The 23,129-nt window shown below is 49.0% G+C and carries 21 protein-coding genes; 10 read left to right on the top strand and 11 right to left on the bottom strand.

Annotated features, from left to right (window positions below; all coding sequences use genetic code 11):
- The first annotated feature begins 101 nt into the window (after positions 1 to 101).
- Both P2W70_RS00220 and P2W70_RS00215 read left to right on the top strand, forming a co-directional pair.
- Positions 102 to 839, top strand: coding sequence for a 3-keto-disaccharide hydrolase (locus tag P2W70_RS00220; protein ID WP_276479397.1), 738 nt, complete (start codon positions 102 to 104; stop codon positions 837 to 839).
- A 425-nt stretch (positions 840 to 1,264) separates the two neighbouring features.
- Positions 1,265 to 2,050: a 3-keto-disaccharide hydrolase gene (locus P2W70_RS00215; protein WP_276479396.1), complete on the top strand. Its 786-nt coding sequence runs from the start codon at positions 1,265 to 1,267 to the stop codon at positions 2,048 to 2,050.
- A gap of 124 nt (positions 2,051 to 2,174) precedes the next feature.
- Here the strand turns inward: P2W70_RS00215 and P2W70_RS00210 are convergent, their stop codons facing one another.
- From P2W70_RS00210 to P2W70_RS00195, 4 genes are all read right to left on the bottom strand, one after another.
- Positions 2,175 to 3,506, bottom strand: coding sequence for a Gfo/Idh/MocA family protein (locus P2W70_RS00210; RefSeq protein ID WP_276479395.1), 1,332 nt, complete (start codon positions 3,504 to 3,506; stop codon positions 2,175 to 2,177).
- 107 nt (positions 3,507 to 3,613) lie between these two features.
- Positions 3,614 to 4,480 carry a sugar phosphate isomerase/epimerase family protein gene (locus tag P2W70_RS00205; protein WP_276479394.1) on the bottom strand — a complete coding sequence of 289 codons (867 nt, stop codon included), beginning with the start codon at positions 4,478 to 4,480 and terminating at the stop codon, positions 3,614 to 3,616.
- A 75-nt stretch (positions 4,481 to 4,555) separates the two neighbouring features.
- Complete coding sequence (locus P2W70_RS00200) at positions 4,556 to 5,227, bottom strand: hypothetical protein (protein ID WP_276479393.1); 672 nt, start codon at positions 5,225 to 5,227, stop codon at positions 4,556 to 4,558.
- Positions 5,214 to 5,696 (bottom strand): RNA polymerase sigma factor, encoded by a 483-nt coding sequence (locus tag P2W70_RS00195; protein WP_276480280.1) that lies wholly within the window; start codon positions 5,694 to 5,696, stop codon positions 5,214 to 5,216. Before P2W70_RS00195 ends, P2W70_RS00200 begins: the two co-directional genes overlap by 14 nt.
- 159 nt (positions 5,697 to 5,855) lie before the next feature.
- Between P2W70_RS00195 and P2W70_RS00190 the strand changes: the two genes are divergently transcribed.
- The gene (locus tag P2W70_RS00190; RefSeq protein ID WP_276479392.1) at positions 5,856 to 6,209 is read left to right on the top strand and encodes an arsenate reductase family protein; all 354 of its coding nucleotides are present in this window, start codon (positions 5,856 to 5,858) and stop codon (positions 6,207 to 6,209) included.
- Positions 6,210 to 6,265: 56 nt separating this feature from the next.
- Here P2W70_RS00190 and P2W70_RS00185 read toward each other — a convergent pair whose 3' ends face one another.
- Complete coding sequence (locus P2W70_RS00185) at positions 6,266 to 6,868, bottom strand: transposase (RefSeq protein WP_276479391.1); 603 nt, start codon at positions 6,866 to 6,868, stop codon at positions 6,266 to 6,268.
- A 246-nt stretch (positions 6,869 to 7,114) separates the two neighbouring features.
- Here P2W70_RS00185 and P2W70_RS00180 point away from each other — a divergent pair, with 246 nt between their 5' ends.
- Together P2W70_RS00180 and P2W70_RS00175 are read left to right on the top strand one after the other, a co-directional pair.
- Positions 7,115 to 7,714 (top strand): hypothetical protein, encoded by a 600-nt coding sequence (locus P2W70_RS00180; RefSeq protein WP_276479390.1) that lies wholly within the window; start codon positions 7,115 to 7,117, stop codon positions 7,712 to 7,714.
- A gap of 267 nt (positions 7,715 to 7,981) precedes the next feature.
- On the top strand, positions 7,982 to 8,347 hold the full coding sequence (locus P2W70_RS00175) for a hypothetical protein (RefSeq protein ID WP_276479389.1): 366 nt from the start codon (positions 7,982 to 7,984) through the stop codon (positions 8,345 to 8,347).
- A 128-nt stretch (positions 8,348 to 8,475) separates the two neighbouring features.
- On the opposite strand, the gene P2W70_RS00170 is transcribed toward P2W70_RS00175, so the two are convergent.
- The 4 genes from P2W70_RS00170 to P2W70_RS00155 all read right to left on the bottom strand — a co-directional run bounded on the left by P2W70_RS00170 (position 8,476) and on the right by P2W70_RS00155 (position 15,232).
- Entirely contained in the window at positions 8,476 to 9,450 is a 975-nt protein-coding gene (locus P2W70_RS00170; RefSeq protein ID WP_276479388.1) for a DUF4421 domain-containing protein, read from the bottom strand.
- Positions 9,451 to 9,606: 156 nt separating this feature from the next.
- Positions 9,607 to 11,688: a hypothetical protein gene (locus P2W70_RS00165; protein WP_276479387.1), complete on the bottom strand. Its 2,082-nt coding sequence runs from the start codon at positions 11,686 to 11,688 to the stop codon at positions 9,607 to 9,609.
- A gap of 5 nt (positions 11,689 to 11,693) precedes the next feature.
- The gene (locus tag P2W70_RS00160) at positions 11,694 to 13,928 is read right to left on the bottom strand and encodes a gluzincin family metallopeptidase (protein WP_276479386.1); all 2,235 of its coding nucleotides are present in this window, start codon (positions 13,926 to 13,928) and stop codon (positions 11,694 to 11,696) included.
- Entirely contained in the window at positions 13,925 to 15,232 is a 1,308-nt protein-coding gene (locus P2W70_RS00155) for a patatin-like phospholipase family protein (RefSeq protein WP_276479385.1), read from the bottom strand. The genes P2W70_RS00160 and P2W70_RS00155 overlap by 4 nt, the downstream gene beginning before the upstream one ends.
- A gap of 680 nt (positions 15,233 to 15,912) precedes the next feature.
- On the opposite strand from P2W70_RS00155, the gene P2W70_RS00150 reads away from it, so the two are divergent.
- Entirely contained in the window at positions 15,913 to 16,623 is a 711-nt protein-coding gene (locus tag P2W70_RS00150) for a murein L,D-transpeptidase catalytic domain family protein (RefSeq protein ID WP_276479384.1), read from the top strand.
- A gap of 29 nt (positions 16,624 to 16,652) precedes the next feature.
- On the opposite strand, the gene P2W70_RS00145 is transcribed toward P2W70_RS00150, so the two are convergent.
- Entirely contained in the window at positions 16,653 to 18,278 is a 1,626-nt protein-coding gene (locus tag P2W70_RS00145) for a L,D-transpeptidase family protein (protein WP_276479383.1), read from the bottom strand.
- 131 nt (positions 18,279 to 18,409) lie between these two features.
- On the opposite strand from P2W70_RS00145, the gene P2W70_RS00140 reads away from it, so the two are divergent.
- The 3 genes from P2W70_RS00140 to P2W70_RS00130 all read left to right on the top strand — a co-directional run bounded on the left by P2W70_RS00140 (position 18,410) and on the right by P2W70_RS00130 (position 20,852).
- Positions 18,410 to 18,988 carry a peptidylprolyl isomerase gene (locus P2W70_RS00140; RefSeq protein ID WP_276479382.1) on the top strand — a complete coding sequence of 193 codons (579 nt, stop codon included), beginning with the start codon at positions 18,410 to 18,412 and terminating at the stop codon, positions 18,986 to 18,988.
- Between the two features lie 741 nt (positions 18,989 to 19,729).
- The gene (locus P2W70_RS00135; protein WP_276479381.1) at positions 19,730 to 19,876 is read left to right on the top strand and encodes a hypothetical protein; all 147 of its coding nucleotides are present in this window, start codon (positions 19,730 to 19,732) and stop codon (positions 19,874 to 19,876) included.
- Between the two features lie 148 nt (positions 19,877 to 20,024).
- Complete coding sequence (locus P2W70_RS00130; protein ID WP_276479380.1) at positions 20,025 to 20,852, top strand: DUF6159 family protein; 828 nt, start codon at positions 20,025 to 20,027, stop codon at positions 20,850 to 20,852.
- Between the two features lie 80 nt (positions 20,853 to 20,932).
- On the opposite strand, the gene P2W70_RS00125 is transcribed toward P2W70_RS00130, so the two are convergent.
- On the bottom strand, positions 20,933 to 21,517 hold the full coding sequence (locus P2W70_RS00125) for an HD domain-containing protein (protein WP_276479379.1): 585 nt from the start codon (positions 21,515 to 21,517) through the stop codon (positions 20,933 to 20,935).
- A gap of 90 nt (positions 21,518 to 21,607) precedes the next feature.
- Here P2W70_RS00125 and P2W70_RS00120 point away from each other — a divergent pair, with 90 nt between their 5' ends.
- Positions 21,608 to 23,113 (top strand): choice-of-anchor I family protein, encoded by a 1,506-nt coding sequence (locus P2W70_RS00120; protein WP_276479378.1) that lies wholly within the window; start codon positions 21,608 to 21,610, stop codon positions 23,111 to 23,113.
- Positions 23,114 to 23,129: the final 16 nt, after the last annotated feature.

Genomic DNA, 23,129 nt, shown 5'->3' with positions numbered 1-23,129 from the left:
TTTATGCCCCTACTCGCCGCAGGGATGATTTTTTTCCCGCATCCGGCCCAACTTGTCACTGGTATCACATTTTTCCCGTACTTTGAACCAAATTTTTACCAATGCTAAAACGGTTTTGCCTTCTGTTTGCCATCACAGGCGCCATCGCCTGCTCTTCCTCCAAGAATACCACCAGCACCCCGTCCCTCAATACGCTCTCCAAAGCGGAGAAAAAAGACGGCTGGCAGCTCCTTTTTGATGGCACCACCAAAAATGGTTGGCATGTGTTCAATAACCGTACAGACGGCTCCGCCTGGAAAGTAGCCGACGGAACACTCTATTTCGATCCCAAAGCCAGAGGCCCCAAGGGCGAAGGGGCCGGTGAATTCATCACCACCGACTCTTTTGAAAATTTTCACCTCAAGCTCGAATGGAAACTCTCTGAAGGCGGCAATAGCGGAATCATCTTCCTGTCGCGCGAAGACCTCAAATACCGTTGGGCATTCCAATCGGGTCCAGAAATGCAGATCATCGACAACGATAAACACGCCGACGCCAAGAACATCAAGCACCGTGCAGGTGACCTGTACGACCTGGTATCCGCTAAACCCGAAAATGCCAAGCCCATCGGCGAATGGAATACCGTGGAGATCATCCTGAACAAAGGCAAGCTCGACCTCTTCCAGAACGGCGTAAACGTAGTATCCACCACCATGTGGGACGATAACTGGAAAGAACTCGTTTCCAAAAGCAAATTCAGGAACTCCTCCGAATTCGCTGCTTTCCGCAAAGGACATATCGTACTCCAGGACCATGGCGACCTGGTATGGTTCCGCAACATCAAGATCAAAAACCTCTAACCCGAGGTTCCCAACACATTAAAAAAAGAGGCTGTTCACGAGTGTGAACAGCCTCTTTTGTTTTATCGGGTTTTTCTGAAATTATGTCAGTAGTATTGCTTCTCGCGATTGATTGCTGCGTCCGCCAACCATCCTTCACTCTTTGCTCGATTGGGTATCGTTCCCGTACCGTTCCCGTGTTTTGCGTAAAGCAAGAGTAAACCTAAAGTAAACCTGGAGTAAACCGCAACTGATTTTTAGCCGCTTCAGGATCCGCATCCTGCTGTAAAGTAGACCATGTCATCCTAAAAGAATAGCGAAAGACTGCTAACATCCATCAAATTTCTTCATCTCAATTTACTGATAAAATGGCAGCGATTCCAAATACTGTGTGAAATATTTCCGGGCAAACCTGTAACTTGAAGACACAAAATAAATCTACACTTATGCGATTCCTGCTTGCTGCATTTTCGTTGGCATCAGCCTTTTCCGCATGCCAGTCCAATCAACAACCCGCCACAACCGACGACACTAAAAAAGACTCTATGGCGGCCACCACACCCATTCCACCAGCAAACAACACGCTCACCGCAGCCGAACAGGCCGACGGATGGCAACTTCTCTTTGATGGCAGCACCACCAAGGGGTGGCATGTTTTCAAACAACAAAGCGACGGCGCTGCCTGGAAAGCAGTCGACGGAACCCTGCACCTCGATCCCGCACAAAAGAAAGACGGCAAAACCGTAGGTGGTGGTGACATGGTCTCCGATGAAGAGTACAGCAACTTCCACCTCAAAGTAGACTGGAAAGTCGATTCCGCCGGCAACAGCGGTATCATGTTCTATGTAAAAGAGGATCCCAAGATCGAAAAGAGCTACCATACCGGACCCGAAATGCAGGTACTCGACAATGCGGCCCACCCCGATGCCAAGATCATTAAGCACCGAGCTGGAGACCTCTACGACCTCATCACCAGCTCGCCCGAAACGGTGAAGCCCGCCGGCGAATGGAACCAGGCCGAGATCATCGCCAAAGACAGCACCCTGGAGTTCTTCCTCAACGGCAGCAAAGTCGTCAGCACCAAAATGTGGGACGATAACTGGCGCAAGATGATCGCCGGCAGCAAATTCAAAGACATGCCACTGTTCGGTACACTCACCTCAGGAAGGCTTTGCCTACAGGATCATGGCGACCCTGTTTGGTACCGCAATATCAGGATCAAAAAATTATAACCACGGTCACCGGTCAGCCGGTCCGTCGATAAAACAAAACCGGGTGCGCTGTTCAGTAACAACGCACCCGGTTTTTTATATTCAGGTAGAGGCAAATGGCGCCCGCCGCCAACTACCTTACACTTTAGATCTTCGGCAACTTATACCCGTTCTGGTATTCCTTCAGCAGGTATTGCTTGTTCACCTTGCTGTCCGTAAACTCGCCCTTGGCGCTGTCCCACGTCAGCTTCTGGCCTGTTTTGAAAGCGATATTGCCCATCTGCGCCACCGTCGCCACATGCGCACCGGCCTGAATGGAACAATGCAGGTCATCCAGCTTCCTCGACTTCACTACAGAAACAAAGTTTTCCCAGTGCTTATTGAGCCCATTGTCAGATGCTTTCACCAGTGGCTTGGAAACCTTGCTCTTACTTTGCTTCTCCTCGATCACTTCCCAGCCACCACGGTCCAGCACCAGCGTACCATTATTACCGATGAAGGCAATGCCATGGTTGCGGCCGTAGGAGCCGTTATCGATACCCATCGCAGAATCCCACACCATGTTGAAACCGTCAAACTCGTACAGGGTGGTCAGCGTATCAGGCGTCTCTTCATACAGGTCGGGGTAAGCAAAACGGCCACCCAGCGCTGCGATCGTTTTAGGCGTAGGCGCCTTCATACCGATCAGCGCATAGTCGATCAGGTGCACACCCCAATCAGTCATCAGGCCACCGGCATAATCCCAGAACCAACGGAAATGGAAGTGGAAGCGGCTCGCATTGAACGGACGTGTAGGCGCAGGACCCAGCCAGGCCTTGTAATCCACGCCTGCAGGTGGTGCACTATCGGCACGTACCGGCTCGGGCCGCATCCAACCCTGGTAGCACCATACCTTCACGGTACGGATATTACCCAGCTGACCGCTGTGTACAAAGTCTACCGCATCACGGAAATGCTGCTGGCTTCGCTGCCATTGACCGGCCTGCACCACTTTATTGTAGCGCTGCTGAGCCGCTACCATGGTACGGCATTCGATGATCGAGTTGCCGACAGGCTTCTCCACATACACATCTTTACCGGCTTCACATGCATGGATCATTTGCAGGGCATGCCAATGGTCGGGCGTACCTATGATCACCACATCGATATCCTTTTGCTCCAGCAGCTTCCGGTAATCGGTATATTCTTTCACCTTCGAGGCGTCGATATTCAGTTTGGCAAATTCACCCTTACGCTTGTCCAGTACATTCTGGTCGACATCACAGATCGCTACCAGGTTTACTCCCGGCACTTTCAGGGCGGCTACCACATTGCTCCAGCCCATGCCATTGATGCCAATGGCGCCAACGTTTAGCTGGTCGGAGGGCGCAATACGACTGCCGAATATCGAAAAAGGATGATCGTCGAAAGAGGAGAAGACAGTAGCTCCCGCCACCAGGGCGGCAGACTGCTGCAGGAATTTTCTGCGATGGCTCATGATCGTTGAATTGGTTTGAAAGGATGGTTTACAATACAGGCGCTTCATAACAACAAAGCCCCGGAATCAATGATATACATAAATTCCGGGGCTTCCTGCTGATTGGCCTACAAAATATTATTATTGAGATAATTGATACTCTTTTCAATACTGACGAAGGGCGAACCTGGACACACGTCCTGCTCTACAAAGAAATACTTCATGCCGCTCGTCTTGGCATTGGCAAAGATGGTCTTGAAGTCGATGGAGCCATTGCCCACCTCGGTAAAGAACTTCTTATCGGTTTTGTCCATATCCTTCACATGCCACATCACAATACGGCCGGAATGTTCCCTGAACAGTTTTACCGGATCGAGACCCGCCTTAACGGCCCAATACAGATCCAGCTCGAATTGAACCAGCTTTTTATCGGTATTCTTCGTGAGAATGTCAAAGCCTGTTTGTCCATCTACTGTAGCAAACTCGAAGTCGTGGTTGTGATAGGCCAGCTTGATGCCACCCTGGTGGGCCATCTCTCCGGCTTTGTTCAGCCCCTCGGCAATCTTCTTGTAGTTGTCGGCGCTGTTGCGGTAAGCTTCTTCCAGCCAGGGAATGGTGATATAGTCCTGACCCAGGGCTTTAGAATCCTCCACAGCTACCTTCCATTGGTCTTGCCAGCCATCTTTCAGGAAGAAGCTGCCAGGAAAAGTGTGACCGCTGGGAGAAGTCAGGCCATTGTCTTTTAATACAGATTTAAGTTCAGCTGCGGTAAGACCAAACCATTTCCGGTTGCCGTAACCGAAGGTTTCCACCTGCTTGTAACCCAGTTGAGCTACCTTGGCAAGCGTGCCTTTAGGGTCCTTACCAATATCATTACGCAGCGTGTACAGTTGTACGCCTACAGGCTTCTTCTTGAAAAAATCATCTATGGGCAGAAAGAAACCAGCGGCAAGCAGAGAGGATTGTTTGATAAAATCCCGACGGGTAGCAGGCATCGTAAATATTTTATTTGGTACAGGACCAAATTACTAAAAAATACCACGTCGGGGAGAATGCAATACTATTTTAACCTATTCAACATCTTCCATCTGGTTCAGCAGGCTTTTCAACTTATTGATATGGCGTCCGTACAACCGGTTTACAAACCAGATGTTCAGGAAATAACCGCCTATAGCCAGCGCCACACCCGAAATGGTGAACAATACAAAATAATCCTGTCCCGTGATATGCGCCATGACTGCCGGCATACGATCGGGCGTCTTGGAGGGCGATTTGAAGAATAAGATCAACCCGGCTACAAAATAGGTTACAGGGGTAAGCACTGTACCAGAAACAAAATAGATACGAACGTACTTCTCCAGTGTATGCAACCGCAGTTCCAGGTTCTCTTTCACACCATTCTCCACCAATTGCATCTCTTTCAGCAAACGGCTCTTTCGGAAATAATACACGACGAAAGAGGCGCCAACGATACCCAGCAGTACGGCGATCTCCCAGTACTTGCCGTGCCAGGCCGTGATATAATAATAGATCGTTACCGTGTACAAAACAATGATGATGGCCAACTCCCAGCCCAGATTCCTCTTGATCTTGGCAATCGGATTTTGAGAACGTTTCCTGAGAATCGCGGCAATCTCCTCGTTGTGACTGGTCACAGCTGGCCCTGGCCCTCTCTTGACAGCCGGCTGGAGATCGGTCTCATCCAGCTCCTTCCACAGCTCTTTGAGGTTATCCAAATCCATGTTCAACTACTTTAGTAAGTTTACGTAATTTTTCCTTGATCCGGTTCATCTTTACCCGCAGGTTGTTCTGATTAATACCCAAAATCTCCTCCATCTCATCATAACTCTTGTCCTCCAGGTACAACATAACAATACCCCTTTCAATTTCAGGAAGCTGGTGAATAGCCCGGTATAACTGTTGAATTCTTTCTTCTTTCTCTTTATTGTACTGAATATCCTGTATCTCCGTTGGCAGTTGGTCTGGCTCTACGCTTTGAATATGCTTCTTTTGCTTACGCAGGTCCGAAATAGCAGTGTTAAGAGCAATTCTATACAACCACGTGCCAAACTTGGAGTCGCCGCGGAATCGTGGATAAGCTTTCCACAATTGGATCACGATCTCCTGGAAAAGATCCTGTTTATCGTACTCCGATGAACAATACAGGTTACATACTTTGTACAACATACCCCTGTGCTGGTTTACCAGCACAATAAATTCATTTTGGTCAGGCCTGGACTGCAAACTTGGGTGGTTTTAGCGAAAAGATACTAATTGGTCGGCGAATGTCGGAAAATATTACAGTTCCAACATCCGATGACTCCATCCAGACGCATAACTATTACCATTCAATGAATTAACTTGCGCCTTATGAAGAAATTCTATCATTTAGGAACCTGCACTACCTGCCAGGCCATCATCCAGGAAGCCGGGGTCGATAAAGCAGGCTTCGAGATGCAGGACATTAAAACCGAGAAGATTACACCGGCGCAACTGGCAGAAATGAAGAAAATGACCGGCAGCTACGAGTCCCTCTTCAGTCGCCGTGCCCTCAAATACAAGGAATTCGGGCTGAAAGACAAAAAGCTAACCGAAGACGACTACAAAAACTATATCCTCCAAGAATATACCTTTCTGAAACGTCCGGTGGCCATTCTCAACGACAGGATATTTGTCGGCAACGATAAAAAGACAGTCGCAGCCCTCAAAGCCGCCATCCAATAAAAAAGGGCCCACAAAGGCCCATATCAGTAAATACGGCAAATTGATCGGCGGCAACACTATCCGGCCCCGCCATTCCTGATCAATCCCCGGATCAGCGCTTCCATGTCGATGACCTTGACATTCACCAGGCCCCGTCGCCCCTGGTAATCACCGGCCGAGCTGAATACGTAATCCTCCGGCATCCGCACGATCCGGTCCCGCACCGGGTTATCATGCAGATAATTAAGGTGCTCCCGCAATTTCATGGGCTCCCGGAAATCAACGAACTCCGGATTGCTGCAGCTCTGCCACACCTGGTATTTCTCTAATTTCTTCAGGCTTTGGCTCGAGTGTTCAAAACGCTCCAGCATCCACTGCCGGCGTAGATCAGTCTCCAGCTCGATCGCCTCCAATATATGGGTAGAAGTAATACGTTTAAAATCGCGCTCGATCATCGCAAGCCCCGTTCCGTCCTTGGCTTGTAGTAGAAGATGAAGGTGATTGGTCATGAGGCACCAGGCGTTCACCGTCAGGCCCCGCCTGCCGATGAATTCATTCAGGGCATCCACGATCACATATTTGTACACGGGTTTGATGAAGATGTCAACCCAGTCTACCGTGTTGAACGTGATATAGTGGCATGCATGCTGGCTGGTTTCACTGTTTGTTTCCTGCTTCATAATTGGCTCGGTTTTAACAATGTGTATCCTTGATAACCAGTTAGAATTGCACCAGTAAAATTACAAATACCATTCCGTTCCACACCTGTCCCCACATTAAAAACCAAAGAAGGCTCCCCCGTCTGCGTGAGGCGGGTAAGCTACAATTTCACATGTTTGTGGGATTGTCCGGCATCGCGTTTCCCGATAGGTTTGCAGTGAATATCATTAACCAACCCAGGAAAAAAAGGGAAACAACATTTAGCCATGAAAAAAATTAGCATCCTCGCACTGGCCGTCCTATTGATGGCCGCCACCGTCAAAACAGTCTTTGAGGACCTCGAAATGTCGGAAGACAAAGCCAAAGAATACATTGTGTCTTCTCTTGGCGGCGGATTTTTAAGCTCCTCTTATGAAGTGCTCAAATTGGCCAAAGCGATGCCCACCGATGTAAAAGTCGCCAGCACGCGCCAACTCATTCAATTCGCCAAAGAATACACCAAAAGCCCCGAATTCCAGAAAAAATACACCAAGTGGCGCAACGAACGCCTGGGCTATAAATCCAAAAAGTTTGGCATACCCAATCTATCCAAAGCACTCGACAATGCCGTCGACAAGCAACTCAACAAAGCTGATGACGAAAAGAAATACCCGGCCGATGCAAAAGACCTGATCAAAAAGCGCCTGGAGAAATTCCTGGCCCTGTCTGCAACTGTCGACTTCGACGCCCAGCTCAATGGCAGCATGTTCGCCAATCCCGAATACGAATCGAAGTCAGGAGAATGGAAAGCCATCTTCCGCGCCGGCAAACCCGTAGTCACCGCCGCCCGCGAAGAAGCGCAGGCCTGGCTCAAGGAACTTGAATAGCCTTACAACAACCTATAAAAGATTCCCGCGCAAAGGAAGAGGTGATGCCCCCAGGCATCACCTCTTCTCGTTGGTACCCACAATACCTCTTCAACTTATCTAAGCCCCACAGTAACAGTCGACAAACGGCCTTCGTCGACACAATGAACTTTAGCAGTATACTTAAGGCAGTCTGTCGCAACAAAAGTCGTCTCCATCCACTTTGTATTTTCTCTGCAGGGGTTAATGATAATTTTAGATCAGTTACTAAAAACAAAAGTATAAGCCATGAAGAAGTATTTCAAGATACTCGCGGTCCTCGCCCTCATGATGATGGGCCAGGCCAAAGCATTCGCACAGGACGAAGAAACCACCAGTTCAACAGCCGCTCCCACAACACCACGGTGGGTGTCTGAAAAGGGATACTGGATCATCGAATCGAATATCCATGTGCCGAAGCAGTATACAGTTCGTTTCTACAACAACGACCAGGTCATGATCTACAAAGAAGAAGTGAAAGGAGTAGCCCTGAAAGTGGAGCGCCGTAAAGTGAAAATGCACCTCAAGCGTGTATTGGAAACAGCACTGATAGCCTGGAACAAACAACAGCAGGCGAAAGAGAATGAAGGATGGGTAGCCAACGCGATCCGCTAAATACCATCCATCTTAGAAGCATTGTTAAGCTTATATCTTGCGACTAGATGAACGATAAAAAATGATGACAAGATCTCATATATGCGTGTTATCATTACCTCTTCCTGTTCCCACGAAGAGGTCTTTTTTTATGGCTGTTTCACGGAGAAGAACTTGAGCTGGCGCTTTAGTTTCGCCCCCGGCACAAACCGGTAACCTATAATTGCCCGCACGTTGCCCGTGCTGATAGAATAATCCCCCTTCTCCGCCCTTGTCTGTACCGAACTGTTCACCCAAAGCACACTCACGTGAAAGCGGTCACTGTTGTAGCCCGCACCCACACGCCATAAGAGATCCGGGCTGATGGATACCTTGTGTTCCTTCTCGCCATTACGAACCTGCGAATGAAAACTCAGCGGAAAACTGGCTGTAGCGCCTGCCATAGCATAGAAATGAGAGTTGATCACCAGGGTATACGCGTACCCAATACCTGGCCCGATATCGTAATAATGCATCTTCGTCACACCAGCCTGTTCATAATCTGCGGCTAATGACGAAGGCACCAGCGAACTATCTCCCTTATTCTGGCCAAAATACATTTCCGCACCAATGAGTAAACTGCCCGCTGATCTTTTCTGCCATTCATTTTGTAACATCGCCGCCCGCATCGAAAATCGTTTCCAGTTTAAAATATAGTAGCCCGCCCCACCAAAATGCCGCACCTTCAGATCGGGCCGTACGTACCAGTCTCCATTTTCTTGCGGCAACAATGATTTGGGGTATCCATAAAACCCCTTATAAAATTGACCAAAAAGATCGATACTCATTTTCCGTGTATATACATGCGATTGAAGGTCGAGATACCTGGTCTTTCCCTTGGCCTCATCTACCCGGTTCAGGAAATCAAAACCATAAGCCAGGTTCAGGGTAAACCAGCCATAGGTAGCACCCACACCCATATTCAGCGTGGTATTGGGGCGGTATTGGAGGTCATGGTCCTTATCGGCACCTCGCAGCCATAAAGAGGTATACTTCTGGGAAAAATAAAACCTTGAGGTAAGCTGGTCGGTATACGACTCGTAATAGGCCCTATTGAATCGTTGGCTGGTGTCTGACTGCGCCAAAACGTACACCGGCATTAACAGCCAGCACAATACAACCGACATCGTCCATAAAACGCCCCGTGGGCAAATAACTACGCTTTCACTCTGCCTAAAGTGCATATTGCTGCAATATCATGGTTTTGCGTGATACAGATTATGTATATGCAATATTGTTGCCTATCCTTTGACGAGGTATTCAAAGAATAACGGTCGCCTGGTGCCATCTTCAGTAGTGATCATGATATCGGATTCGCTGTAGCAGCTGTTGAAATCGTCGAGTTGCTGTTTGGTAGGCCGTACGCCGGTAGGTAGATACTTGGTATCTCCTACCAGTACGCTTCCCTGGTCGAGCCGAATGATGCGGCTTCTTGTTTTTTCCTGCAAACGCTGGTAGAGGTCTTCAGCCGGCATCTTCCAGCCTTTCTTCCCCTGTCGCTTTGCCACTGCCTCGTCAACCGGGATCATCGCCACCAGCTCGTCGCTCGTCATCAACTCCAGGCCATGTTTGCGGGCCGTAGCATTGTGACTGGCATGATGCCCTACCTTGTAGAATACGGTTCTACGCAACAGGTCTTCGGCGGTGACGGTAACGGGTTTACCGGCTTTCTCGATCTGCCAGCGCAATTTGGGCGTAGTCCCATCTGCCTGGGTTTCGGTCCAGCTCAGCCAGTTGCCGATCTGCGCATCAGCCGGAAACAGCAACACCTTGTCACTACCTTCCAGTTCGATGGCGATCACCAGGCTCGTGTTATTGGTATAGGAGTCCAGGTTAAGGGCAAGGGCTCCGGCATTGTGGAGCCAGTCTGTATCGATGCCCCGCCAGTCATGTTCTTTTTGATGGTAGAGATTCCACGGGTTTTTGGGGTCGGTAAGCTGATCACGTGTCAGATCATCCTTTTTCCATTGGTAACGCCGATGAAAAGGAGATAGCGCTTCGCTGTTTTCTGCTTCCTCATTAGTCAGGGCCATAAAGAAATTGTCCGACATTCCCATTTCCGTCAGGTACATCTCGATATGATCCGTGTCTTCCATCACCCGTAGCTGGTTGTAATCCTTCGGTGGCCCCAGGAAATAGAAGTTGATGCCCGGCAGGCCAGTCATTTTCGCATCGGCCAGTTCGCCAGGATTCCAGAAATTGATATCCGTGTTGCCCTTGTTCACGCTGCGCTGAATAAAATAATTCATCGCATCCTTCATCGTAAGGCCCAGCTCTGCGCCATCGGCGCCCAGTGCGGCAATATCCTGCTCACTGATATCGAAGAAGCCGAGGATCTGCTGTAACGCGGTAGCATACCGCTGTTGGGCGGCCCAGTAATCGGAGCCTTGGTATTCCTTGTTCAGCATCTTGCGATGGTCGTCCTGGTGGATGGCGGTGTTATACAGTTGCAGCGCCTTCGCCAGCGCTTTTTTCTTTTGCTCTTGCTTTTGCATCAATTGGATCGCCAACTCATCGCCATTGTCACCCGTATTCTCTGTCCAGGCCAGCCACACGCGGCCCACCTCGATACCATCCCACAACAGCTGTTTCTGATTGTCCCGCAGATTGAAGCCCGAAATATGATCCTTATGCTGGTGCGTTTGAACCACCAGGTCAAGCCGGCCGTCGCAAGATGCTTTGATATGGGCGATCACCTGCCGCAGCCTGTCCGTATCACCAGTCAGCATGCCGCAGTCGATCAGCATCCGGTATACAGGTGCACCGCCGCTCAGGAAGGTGAGTAAAAAGCAATCACCAAACCCGTGTGCATACATGCGTACCGATACGCTGTCCGCTTTGGGCAAGGTGGCGGTCGTCCCCTGGTTTGCAGAAAGGGTAGGTGCTGTGGCAGGGTTTACGTCAGCCGCCAGGCGCTGCTTCCCCTGGCCTGTGCCAGCTTCATGCGCGCTAGCCATAGGAGCAGGAGTGCTCGTTTTTTTGTCGGCAGACTTTTTCGCTCCAGACTTCCCGGCGACGGTTGTCCCGCGCCGGGCAGCCACCACCTTTGTTGATCTGGTCGCCTTCTGCACGGACGCCTTACCAGCACCGCTCTTTGCAGAAGTTGTGCGGTTTGTGGTCACGCTCTTTTTCATCCCGGTTGTATCCTTACTCGCCTTCGGGTTGGCGCTTGATCGATTGGCCACCACCTTTGTTGATCCGGTCGCCTTCTGCGCCGAGGGCTTGCCCGCCCCGTTCTTAGCAGAAGTTGCACGGGCAGTGGTTGTTTTTTTTCCAACCTTGCCAGGCAATCCCTTGGCAGCAGCTTTCTTGACGGTAGCCATATTAACTATAGGATTTTATGAATAATGGCAAAGGGCTCGGCTTCGAGATTGCCATAGGCAGTTCCAAAATAGGTAGCGTTGAGTGAAAAGTCTTTGTTGTTGAATAGCATCTTGAATTGACGCTTCATGCGCTCCCGGTCGTTGATATCCTTCTTGATAATGTATTTCAACTTCACATTGTCTTTGCTCAAGGCATAGTCCAGGTCGAAGATCAGGGTACAGCCGCCCCGGAATACAAACCAGCCCTTGGGCAACACCTTCTCGCTTCCCTCTCCCGTTAGCCCTTCCTTTTTTTCAGGATAGGGTCGGTGTTCAACCGGCATCCCCTCTTTTCCCGGCAGGGTATAATAACCTTTTTCAGGGTTATCGGGCACAAAGAATCCTTTGATGATCGCATTGCCATAGCGATCCAAATCACATACTACGCCCCTGCGCTGTGTCAAGGTGACCAGTATCTGATTCACCACATTGCCATTAGGGCCCACGCGGCTGGCCAGTTTTAAATTGTGTACTTCCAGTTTGGGAGCGCCCAGGGTATTCGTTCCTTCAGAGCGGCCGATGCCCTGCTGGTCGATCAGTTCATCATCCAGCAACAAACCGGTCAGCTTAATGAATAGTTGCGTCTTTTCCGCCCCCAGGAATTTAATATTCAACCGTTGGTGCAGGCCCATCACCCGTTGCTCGGGTTTGGTGCGTTGCTTCCGCTTTTCCGCCGCAGAGCGCTGGGCTGCGCCCGTTAACGGTTTACGGTAGTTGCTGCCATCGTTCGCCGCATGCTCGTTGTCATCTTCATCATTGCAGGCATTGTTGATGTCGCCCCCTTTTATAAAGACCCGCGTCAGGTTGTAGAGGTCCCGGCGCTTATTGATATAACTTACCTTTTCTTTAAACAATTTGAAGAACTCGATCAGGTCCTTGAACTGCTCCTCAAACAGGTCTGCTTCGTCATCCACCTTACACAACAGACTTTCCACACTCATGTTTTTCACATTGTCGGGGAATATGCCCCGGCGTTGAAAAGCCTCGATGATCGCAATCCGGTAATCCAGGTTATCCTCCTCCACCAGGTCAAAGTCGGCCGTGATCATTGCCCGCAGATAGTCTCCAAAGTTGATGTCCATCGGTGGACAATAGTCCAATGCCCGGATACAGATCTTCAGGATCTGCCCGGCCGATTTGCTCGCTTCCGTCGCCATCCTATTGACCAGATCCGGATGTAAAGCCCCCGGCGACAACATGCCTGTACCGCCTGTCGCTATCCGCAGCAGGTCTGCCACGCGACGGCGGTAAATATTGCTGAACACATCGAAGATAGTAGCTACCAGTATTGAACCCCGCTCATGGGGTTCCACCACCTTTTGATAGGTGATGGGGTTCGGTACCAGGGGCTCCCATTTGCCCGTGGCCTCATTGACCTTACCCAGCGCATCGCGGAGGCTACCGTAATGACCAATCGCTTTTCCGAACTCCTGCGCCAGTTGGCCCAGTAGGTTCTGGCTGGCCAGGTCGCCGCGGGTACGGGCAATCTGGTCTTTCAACACTTCAGGAAAAGTAAAATGCTGGAACAGCGCCACGATGTCTGCAAACGCCTCATGGAAGGCCAGCGAATCGGGGTGGGTGGCTTCAACATATCGTCGGTGCATGCCGTCCAGCAAGGCATGGGTGATCTCGTGCGCGATGATATCGTGACTCAGGCAGGTGTATACCGTTCCGCCCGGCATCAGCATGCTCGGCGTATCAGGGGCTGCATTGAAATACCCGAAGAGCAACGCTTTTTTCTGGGGACTGTAATACGCATTGGCCTCGCGGAGTGCGTGCGGATAGATGCGCAGCCGTTGTACATAACCTTCCTTATAGCCGGCCTTGTCCCGGCTGGGGCTCCACAGGATCTTCCGGCCCAGCGCCCGCTCAAAGTTTTTGATCGTCACCATCGACACTGCGTACACCATTTGCTGGTGAAACTGTGGATTGCTTTCTGCGGGCTCCAGGCCATCCTGGGCCAGCGTATAGGCATCATCCAGGTTCACGGGCTTGTAGAAGCATCCACTCGAAGGGTCATAGTCCACCACCTCGATATACTCTCCAACAGGCCCTGGCCGCAACGATTCCCAGGGAACCTTGTAGACGAGGTTGTTGATAACACTGGTGTCGAGCTTTAAAGACAGCGAGGGATCAAAAGTAAAAGCCCGCAACTTTCGGAAGGCAGGCTTTAAACTGGTAATGTTGGCACAGTCTTTCATGACGGTTGCGTTAGTGTAGGGCAGTATAGCCTCACCTGCAGTTCCGTGAGGTTGGCCGCCTGTATAGCAAGGTAAGTAAGTTCTTCCTTAGATAGCGGCGTTAAATTGGTGCCTACATTACGGGCAATGGTCAATTGTGGCGGCTTCAGGTTACGTTGAAAGATCTCGCGATAATTGACCTCGTTTTCTAGATAGGTCGTCAGTTCCTGCCGGTACCTGGCCGGATCGGCCACCCATTCGGGCTTGAACTGATGGGCATCGATCACTTCATCGGTGATCTTCCCTTTGGCCAGGTTATCGATGAAGCCTGGAATACACTGTTCCAGATTCCACCCCAGCGACAAATAGGCGATCTCACGGTTTCCCTGCGCGGCATTATCATATACATCTTGTATCAATTGAAAGTTCTTGATCCGTGCCATGAAAACATCCATGGTCCTGATCAACAGGATCAACAGGTTATTATAGGATCCCTGAAAGGGCAGTTTATTCCCGGCATCACTGGTAATAACGATATCGCAATTGTACATACTGCCCTTCTGTGTGATCTTGTGGATACCCTGGTTGTCATAGACGCCGCCATCCACCAGCTGCGGCTGTACCCGCAGTATATCGGCCTCGTCTGCATAAAAAGCCTTGTCGATATGCACCGGGGTAAAGGCGAAAGGAACGCAGGAAGAAGCCATAACAGCCCGCGCCACCGGAAAATCATCCTGCTTGAAACGAACCGGAGGCGCCATGAAAGCATAAGAGGAATCTTCCATTTTTAGGCGGGAGAAAGTAAATGGTCGGGCACTCTGTAAATTGGTGGAGCCTATAGCCAGCAAGGGCTTGTTGCATAGCTGTGAGAGCGTAGCTTGTTGGTAGAAAAACTTGTTGTAGGCACGTTCCACTTCTTTGCTTACCGGAAAAATGGCAAACTGAAAGCGAACAAACAGGTAAAGCATCAAGCCGATCAACACCAGGGATAACCAGGCATGTGGTGTAAACAACACATAAACAGCTGGCACCAGGAAAAGCAACAGGAATAAAACAGTTCTGATAAAAGTAAAGGAAAGAAAGACCTGCCTGATCACATTTTTAGACCCCAGCGCCTCGGTTATATAGCGATCAAAGGCATCAAAGTTTTTATTGTTCAGGCAATAATAAGCGCCAGTAATAGACCCTCCGGAAATAGTACTCATTACATCTACCTTTTCCAAAACTCCCATCTCGTGCAATTTGCGCAATGTACCCAGATGGAAAGCAGCAGCACGATAGCCCCCTCCCGACAAGGAAAGACCTAGTTTTTTTTCAGCAGCCATACAGTTTTTATCAGTTAAGTTATTAGACATTGGACATATAGGACAAGGCGCTTGGTCAAGGCTGCTAAACTGACGCTTTTTTAAACGACGGGCAATAGTATAAGTACTGAATCTTGGGGAGAAAGCCGTTGTAATTGTATGATTAACAGGCAGAAAGCGAAAAGTGCGCTCCGTAGGGAACACACTTTTCATGAACGCTTATTCCATTTTGTTAATCGCCTATCTTTTATTTGATAGTTGACATCGTTTCCTGGAAATCATCGTTCGTTGTACTATTTATAGCATAAATTCCGTGCCAAATTCATCGAAGAGCCTACCTTCTTTGAAATTCAACGCCTTAAGGCAAAAGGTACCTGGTGGCTCTATATCATTGTGCCGATATACCCCATGTAGGCACATTGTGTAGAAAACCTGGTCCAAAACCCAACGCTTATTGCCCACATACGACGCTCCGTCCGCCAAATAAGCCACACGCTAGTGCAAATCACTTAGCCTCAATAAGGCCATCTTGTTAAAATTATTATAACGCATGGGAACGTCGAACCAATCAGGGCTATCAGGCGTCTTTGACTTTGGTTACTTATTCGAATCATTTTAAAATACAATAATCTATGCAGCGGAAGCTTAAACCAATTGTGATTTCATGTGTATTGATCGCCTGCGTAACTGCAGTATTAGGAATGACGGTTTTAGCCGATACCTCTACAAAATCCCCTGCCACCACAGTAGCAACAATAGACCCCAAACCAGAAAGTAAGATTGCCTTATATGAAAGCCTTCGGCTCGACACTTTATCCCTCTCCAAAGAAGCATTTCTCTATGCGATGCAAGGATACAAAAGCTTGCAGGAGAAAGGAGAGCTGGGCAATGACAAGATCCTGACCATCGCTGATTTTTCCCTTCCTTCATCGAAGAAAAGATTGTTCATCATCGATATGGAAACCGGGAAATTACTCTACAACACCTTCGTGTCACACGGCCGTAATTCAGGTACCGACATGGCCACCAACTTCAGCAACAGAATGGAGAGCCACCAAAGCAGCCTCGGGTTTTATGTTACCCGTACTACTTATAGCGGCAGAAATGGTTACTCCCTTAAGCTCGATGGCATGGAAGCCGGTATTAACGACAACGCCTTAGCTCGTGCCATTGTGGTGCATGGCTCCAATTACGTCAATGAAAAAATGATCAACGCCAAAGGATACATCGGCCGCAGTTATGGTTGCCCCGCTGTGCCGTCCAAGCTGGCTAAGGTGATCATCAACACCATCCGCAACGGCAGCTGCCTCTTTATCTATGGCAACGATACACATTACCTAGGCATGTCGAAGATGCTATCACAACCCCAGCCGACGTTGATGGACACCATGTTAGCCGATACCATGGGCTAATCCCCTTTTTTGTCCCAATAATTTCCCTGTTACCGTGAAGCCAGTGGTGTTGATGATTGAGCTGGGACAAACATTTTTTTCGCCAGCCTTTCATCATGACCATAAATATCTTCCCTGAATTGAAGATGCTTGCCATTGTCGGCCCAGGCCGTGTAATAATAGATCAGCACCGGTACAGGGTCTTTTACCTTCACATATTTTTCCTTACCGCTGTTCATGGCGCTATCCATTTTTTCAGGCGTCCATTCAGGCTGGTTGACCAATAGGTACTCTGCCAACTTCTTTGGCTCGCGCAAGCGGATGCAGCCATGGCTGTAGGCACGCTTATCCTTATTGAATAATTCTTTGTAAGGGGTATCGTGAAAATAGATGTTGAAGCGGTTCGGGAACAAAAACTTAATCTTACCCAATTGATTCTTATTGCCGGGTAGTTGTCGTACAACCGGCAGTCCGCCTTCCTCGCCCGTCACCTCCATATTATGGTCTGCCAAATAACCGCGGTTCTTTTCAATGCCAGGAACGATTTCGTTGCGCACAATACTGGGAGGAATGTTCCAGTACGGACTGAAAACAACCTGGTTGAGGTTGCCGGAGAACATAACTGTACTATGCCCCTCCTTGCCTACCACGACATCCATATTGAACAGCTCTTTCGTGCCATCCTGGACATATAGTTTAAAGGCAGGAATATTTACCAGGATGAGATTGCCGGAAGGTTCACTTGGCATCCAGCGCATGCGCTCGAGGTTCACCACCAATTGTTCGATGCGGCGCTGTACCGGTATATTCAGCTCTTTGATCAGTGCAGGCGTAACAACACCGTCTGCGGTAAAGCCATACATCGTCTGCGCTGACTTGACAGCCGCCTCCAACTGGTCGTTGAATACGGAACTGGAGTCTGCAGCCGGCAACTCTCCGGTTACATGCAGCCGGCGCTTCAGGAATACCACCGCCGTATCGATCACGCCTTTCTTCAATTTCTTCTTGCTATCCGGGATGAAACCCCAGCCGCCTTTGTCTTCGATAGCCAGATAGGTGGCTAATTGTTGTTGCAGGCCCTTGAAGTTCTGGTTGGCAGATTCTTTATCCTCCTGCATCAGCTTCGCCCATGCGCGATGGGGAAGTTTTTGTGAAGGCACCAACTCCTCCAGGGCCACGCGCCTGGCTTTCTTGCCCTCATATTGGTCCCAGACATAATTTACATAGCGCCAGGTCAGGAGCAATTCTGTTTTGCGCAAATCAGCATCATCTTCACTAACAAGGAAGCTATCCTTGGCCATCAGGTTTTCCAGGCGGCCATCCAGCGACTTCCGTGTAGTTGCACTGTCTTTGGTATAATCGTACAGGTTGCGAAAGGCCAGCGCCTGTTCAGTGAGGCCATCGCTGGCAAACCAGGCATACTGGTAATTGCGGGCATTGTAGAAATTGCGCATGCCGGTACTGATCGTGTCGTTGAGTTTTTGTTCGGCGATAAAAGCCTCCATCGCTGTGCTGTCGAGGAATACATCGGTGTAGGAATTGGCTTTTGTGATCGCGAAGTTGCGGGGAGTTAATTCTTGGGCATGTGCTCCCTTGTGTTCCTTTGCCTTGTCGCCATCGCTACAGGCATAAAGGCAAACCAGGGTGGCGGATATAAATAAAGATAGTTTCTGCATACCGCTCACCATTCAAAAGCCTTGCCTGGCATGCTATTGCTTGAAAATCAATTGCCTGTTGTAGATCAGATTGTGGCGACGCCGCTACAAAAGCAGAACTTCCTTAATTTACAGCCTGCAAAACAAGCACCATGACATACCGATCGATCCTGCTATTCGCTACATTACTGGCCACAGCCTGCTCGTCCAACAAATACAAGAATCCGCATATTGAGATTGAAACAGCCTTGGGCGATATCGAGATCGAGCTCTACCCCGACCAGGCACCCAAATCGGTAGCAGCGATTCTTTCTTATATAGATTCAGGCTTTTACAAGAATGGAAGTTTTTACCGTGTTCTAAATACCGATAACCAGCCATCTAATGCGCCCAAGGCTGAATTGATCCAAGGCGGCCTCTACGGCCACAAAAGGCCCGAATTGCCAGGTATTCCCCACGAAACGACCGAACAAACCAAGATCCTGCACAAAGACGGCACCATATCCCTGGCCCGCCTGGAACCAGGTTCGGCCAACACCGAGTTCTTTATTTGTATCGGCGATCAACCCGGCTTCGATTTTGGCGGTGAGAACAACCCCGACAAGCAAGGGTATGCTGCTTTTGGAAAAGTAATAAAAGGAATGGAGGTGGTCAGGAAGATATACAGGGCTCCGGAAGATGATCAGCGCTTCGATCCCCCCGTTTCTATTTATGATATAAAAAAACTATAAGTTAATTTCTTTCACTTTTTGATAAATGATGTTTAAGTGTAATGGGTTTCAATTTCCCGTTAAACTATCACCTTTATCTGCGTTATATTATTGATAGACAATTTTTTAAAATAATTCAGGCTATCCTGTACCGTACTGTATTATCTCATTTGGCGCATGTAATTTCTAGTGGTTCCACAAATAGCAATCAAATGATATTTGAGGTTAAAAATACGTTGGACATAGGGGTTAAACTGCACTTATTTATTTGTTAATCAGCATCTTGAAAAGATGAAAAATAGCTTTGACATCATTAAATCGGCAAAAACTTGATTTACTCAGCATGAAAAAGCGCATTACTTTTACATCAGAAACAGAGACGATAGATAAGCAGAGCAGAAAAAGAGAAGTGACGAAAGAAGAAGCTTAAGCAAGGCGGTAAAAGAGGCCGCAACAAAATAGATTTTTACCTTTTTTCATATGGCAAGCAATCGTTAGAGGTCAGCTGTTTCTACAGCAGACCCTTTTTTTTTCTACCCCTTGGGTATTTTGCCAAACACTTCAAACACATATGCTGCCAAACGCATAGCTGAACGTCCGCTCCGCCATTGTACGATTGCCCGATACACTACAGATTGCTTGTTTCCCCGATTGCACTCGATTGAACCATTACGGTATACTCGCTTATGACCTGTTGTCTGGCTTCGGCCTGGGCATCAGCTGGTAAATCCATGTATTATATAATCAAGAAAATAAGAAACCATGAAATCGATCATCAAACAACTGTTCTTCGACAAAGAACTGGTCAGCAACATCAAAAAGACAAAGACCAATAAGGCCGTTTTGTATAATGCGCTGCTCGAAGGTCGTATTACGCTGTCTGAATATATCGCTGCCACTAACGAATAAGTGATTCACTGTCTGTAGGCTCCGGTCGTCGGGCGTTTCGCCCGACCCGGCACGATACAGATGCTGTCAAAGTCTTCCCGGGCGCTTATTGACTGGCGCAAAATAATGACGTATATTAGGGATATCGTACACCCCTTAAAAAACCTATATGTCATTCCTTACTCGATTGTCCAACGGTTGGCAGATCACCATGAATAGCTTCAAGGTGCTCAAAGAGAACAAGCAGCTTATCATTTTTCCCATATTGTCTGGCGCATCGATGTTGCTCGTAATGGGCTCATTTTTCGTCGCCATGCTCGGCACCTCCAGCTGGCAGATCGAATTGATAGAGACCCACGGCGATGCGTATTATTGGGGCTTCACCCTGCTGTTTTACCTGGTAAACTATTTTGTTGTCATATTTTTCAATGTGGCCCTCACGCATTGTACCCGCCTGTATTTTCATGGAGAAGAGGTGACCATCCGTAAAGGCATAGAGTTTAGCCTTACGCGCATAGGCGCTATATTTTCCTGGGCCTTGTTCGCAGCTACCGTAGGCACCTTGCTCAGGTACCTGCAGGAAAACACAGGTTGGCTCGGTAGGATTATTATTGGGTTATTGGGTCTTGCCTGGAGCGTTACCACCTTTTTTGTAGTACCAGTTATTGCTTATGAAGACCTTGGCCCAATCGGCGCATTCAAAAGGTCGGCAAGCATTATGAAAGATAAATGGGGTGAGAGTGCTGCTTCTACGTTTAGCATCGGCCTGATACAGTTTTTCGCCATTCTCCTCATATCGGTACCACTCCTGATGGTAGGTGCAGCAGTGCACATCATCCTGGGTGTGGCATTGGGAGTTTTGAGTGCTTTGTTGATTATGGCCATTATCAGCGCCACCCAAACGATATTCATCAGCGCGGTCTACCACAATGTGAATGGTGATCCGGTCGAGCATTTCAACGACGCCTTTGTGGACAATCTCTTCGAGAAGAAATAAGGTCTTTTTGTATTAATAAGAACGGGCGCATCGGCAACGATGCGCCCGTTCTTATTTAGGGTCTTAACAATCCACAACTATTATTTGCCCCGCTCCAAATGGGCTATGCCCGCGGCCACGGTTTGCACGGCCCGGTCGTATAGCTGGGGATTTCCCATGGTCATCTTTTTCAACAACGCCCGACACTCCCGCAGAAAAACTTCGGCAAAGTCCGTGTCCAGGTAAGCCAGCTCTTTGCTGTTATCGATAATGTCCGCGTATTTAACCGTCTGTGCATCTCCGCTGATCGCCTTCAGGCGCTCTATTTCATGGGCCTTTCTTTTTTTGCGGTTCCATTCTGGGAACTGATGATGCGTATAAGTGTCGGTCAGGTCAATTACCAGCTGCAAAGTGCGTTTAGCGGCCTCTTCGGGCAGCACATGGCGCAAAAAAGCAAGCAGTTCGTCAGCCTCAACAGGTGTGTCCTCCAGCACATCGTGCAAGAGGGCAGCAGCCAGCAGGGTCTGGTCTTGTGTCACCGATCGGCAGATCTCCATCACCCGGATAGGGTGGGTAATATACCGTTCCGGTACAAATTTGCGCATCTGCTCACCATGCGCCCAATCCGCATAGTCCTGTATTTGAAGTAACACATCACGCATGAAGGGTTCCTTGATATTTGTCATGTTTGACCGGAGTTAATACTTCGGTAATTTTAATTTAATACTGCGGTAACGATGATCATATAGGTTGCAGCCCATTTAATATAATGAAATATGACCATTAGAAACCTACTACTGCTCACGGCCGCTGTTTGTTTATTTAGCTGTAAAAGAGACCATGACGATGACTATGTTCCCGAAGATCCAGCCTCTTTTGCTGAAGTTGGCTCCATAGACATCGGCGATGTCGGTGCTGCTGAGATCACTGCCTACGATCCTGCCACCAAAAGGCTGTTTGTGGTGAACAACGACGCCAAAGAGAACAGGATCGATATCTTGGACTTCCAGGATCCTACCCAACCCAAAGTGATCGGTAAGATAGCTACTGCCCCTTACGGTGGATATGTAAACAGTGTATCGGTGAAGGATGGCCTGCTGGCTGCCGCCATCGAGTCTACTGTAAAACACCAAAATGGGAAAGTAGTTGTATTCAATACCAGCACCTATGCTGAAGTGAAAAGTGTTACCGTAGGCGCCCTGCCCGATATGGTAACTTTCAGCCCCGATGGTCGTTACATCCTGTCGGCCAACGAAGGGGAGCCTTCTACTGACTATAAGAATGACCCCGTAGGTTCGATCTCGATCATTGCTGTAAAAGAGAACTATGCCGTAACAACGGTCGACTTCAGCGCATTTGCCAGCCAGCAGGCTGCGTTGCAGGCAAAAGGCTTCCGGGTGTTTGGTCCCAGCGCCGCATTTGCCACGAACGTAGAGCCGGAATACATTACTGTTGCATCCGACTCCAAAACAGCCTGGGTAACACTGCAGGAAAATAACGCCATTGCAAAGCTGGACATTGCGTCCAAGACCATCACAGCGATCTATCCCCTCGGCTTTAAGAACTACAACGAAGATGCCAACGCGATCGATCCCAGCGACAAAGACAATGTGATCGCCTTCAAAAAATGGCCGGTGAAAGGTATGTACCAGCCCGACGCTATCGCGGTACTGGAAACCGGTGGTATCCCCTACCTGTTTACTGCCAACGAAGGCGATGTACGTGAGTGGGACGCTTATGTAGAATCAAAGCGCGTGGCTTCCCTCAAGCTCAACACCAAAGTATTCCCGGATGCAGCAACTCTCCAGCTCCCCGAGAACCTTGGCCGTCTCAATGTAACCACTACCCTTGGTGACGCAGACAATGATGGAGTCTACGACGAACTGTATTCTTTTGGTGCCCGTTCTTTCTCTGTATGGAATGGCAACAATGGTAGTCTGGTATTCGACAGCAAAAACGACCTGGATAGCCGCGCTAAGGCGGGCAATTTTTACGATGATAACCGCAGCGATGACAAAGGCGCAGAGCCAGAAGGCATCGCAATTGGTGAGGTGGGCAAAAAGAAACTGGCATTCGTTGGCCTGGAGCGTGCAGATGCCGTAGCCATTTACGATGTTACCAACCCTTCCAGCCCGGTGTTCCTGCAAATGCTCGCTTGCGGCGATGCGCCCGAAGGCGTACTGTTCATTGCTGCAAAAGATAGCCCAATCCAGCAGTCCTTACTCGTGGTAAGCTCAGAAAATGATGGAGTTATAAAAGTGTATAAACCAAAAAAGATATAACGCCCCATTTCCTTAC

Source organism: Paraflavitalea pollutisoli (genome assembly GCF_029360705.1).
GTDB lineage: Bacteria > Bacteroidota > Bacteroidia > Chitinophagales > Chitinophagaceae > Paraflavitalea > Paraflavitalea pollutisoli.
The sequence above is the reverse complement of the archived record's forward strand: the minus strand, read 5'-3'. Positions and strand labels throughout refer to the sequence as shown.

What these genes read in the sequence shown, in the direction of transcription:
- P2W70_RS00205 (WP_276479394.1), bottom strand. Translation starts at nt 4,480, where the DNA reads ATGCCTGCTACCCGTCGGGATTTTATCAAACAATCCTCTCTGCTTGCC.
- P2W70_RS00145 (WP_276479383.1), bottom strand. Translation starts at nt 18,278, where the DNA reads ATGCAGAAACTATCTTTATTTATATCCGCCACCCTGGTTTGCCTTTAT.
- P2W70_RS00125 (WP_276479379.1), bottom strand. Translation starts at nt 21,517, where the DNA reads ATGACAAATATCAAGGAACCCTTCATGCGTGATGTGTTACTTCAAATA.
- P2W70_RS00150 (WP_276479384.1), top strand. Translation starts at nt 15,913, where the DNA reads ATGACGGTTTTAGCCGATACCTCTACAAAATCCCCTGCCACCACAGTA.
- P2W70_RS00180 (WP_276479390.1), top strand. Translation starts at nt 7,115, where the DNA reads ATGAAAAAAATTAGCATCCTCGCACTGGCCGTCCTATTGATGGCCGCC.
- P2W70_RS00165 (WP_276479387.1), bottom strand. Translation starts at nt 11,688, where the DNA reads ATGGCTACCGTCAAGAAAGCTGCTGCCAAGGGATTGCCTGGCAAGGTT.
- P2W70_RS00220 (WP_276479397.1), top strand. Translation starts at nt 102, where the DNA reads ATGCTAAAACGGTTTTGCCTTCTGTTTGCCATCACAGGCGCCATCGCC.
- P2W70_RS00210 (WP_276479395.1), bottom strand. Translation starts at nt 3,506, where the DNA reads ATGAGCCATCGCAGAAAATTCCTGCAGCAGTCTGCCGCCCTGGTGGCG.
- P2W70_RS00190 (WP_276479392.1), top strand. Translation starts at nt 5,856, where the DNA reads ATGAAGAAATTCTATCATTTAGGAACCTGCACTACCTGCCAGGCCATC.
- P2W70_RS00160 (WP_276479386.1), bottom strand. Translation starts at nt 13,928, where the DNA reads ATGAAAGACTGTGCCAACATTACCAGTTTAAAGCCTGCCTTCCGAAAG.
- P2W70_RS00175 (WP_276479389.1), top strand. Translation starts at nt 7,982, where the DNA reads ATGAAGAAGTATTTCAAGATACTCGCGGTCCTCGCCCTCATGATGATG.
- P2W70_RS00185 (WP_276479391.1), bottom strand. Translation starts at nt 6,868, where the DNA reads ATGAAGCAGGAAACAAACAGTGAAACCAGCCAGCATGCATGCCACTAT.
- P2W70_RS00140 (WP_276479382.1), top strand. Translation starts at nt 18,410, where the DNA reads ATGACATACCGATCGATCCTGCTATTCGCTACATTACTGGCCACAGCC.
- P2W70_RS00155 (WP_276479385.1), bottom strand. Translation starts at nt 15,232, where the DNA reads ATGGCTGCTGAAAAAAAACTAGGTCTTTCCTTGTCGGGAGGGGGCTAT.
- P2W70_RS00120 (WP_276479378.1), top strand. Translation starts at nt 21,608, where the DNA reads ATGACCATTAGAAACCTACTACTGCTCACGGCCGCTGTTTGTTTATTT.
- P2W70_RS00215 (WP_276479396.1), top strand. Translation starts at nt 1,265, where the DNA reads ATGCGATTCCTGCTTGCTGCATTTTCGTTGGCATCAGCCTTTTCCGCA.
- P2W70_RS00130 (WP_276479380.1), top strand. Translation starts at nt 20,025, where the DNA reads ATGTCATTCCTTACTCGATTGTCCAACGGTTGGCAGATCACCATGAAT.
- P2W70_RS00200 (WP_276479393.1), bottom strand. Translation starts at nt 5,227, where the DNA reads ATGGATTTGGATAACCTCAAAGAGCTGTGGAAGGAGCTGGATGAGACC.
- P2W70_RS00135 (WP_276479381.1), top strand. Translation starts at nt 19,730, where the DNA reads ATGAAATCGATCATCAAACAACTGTTCTTCGACAAAGAACTGGTCAGC.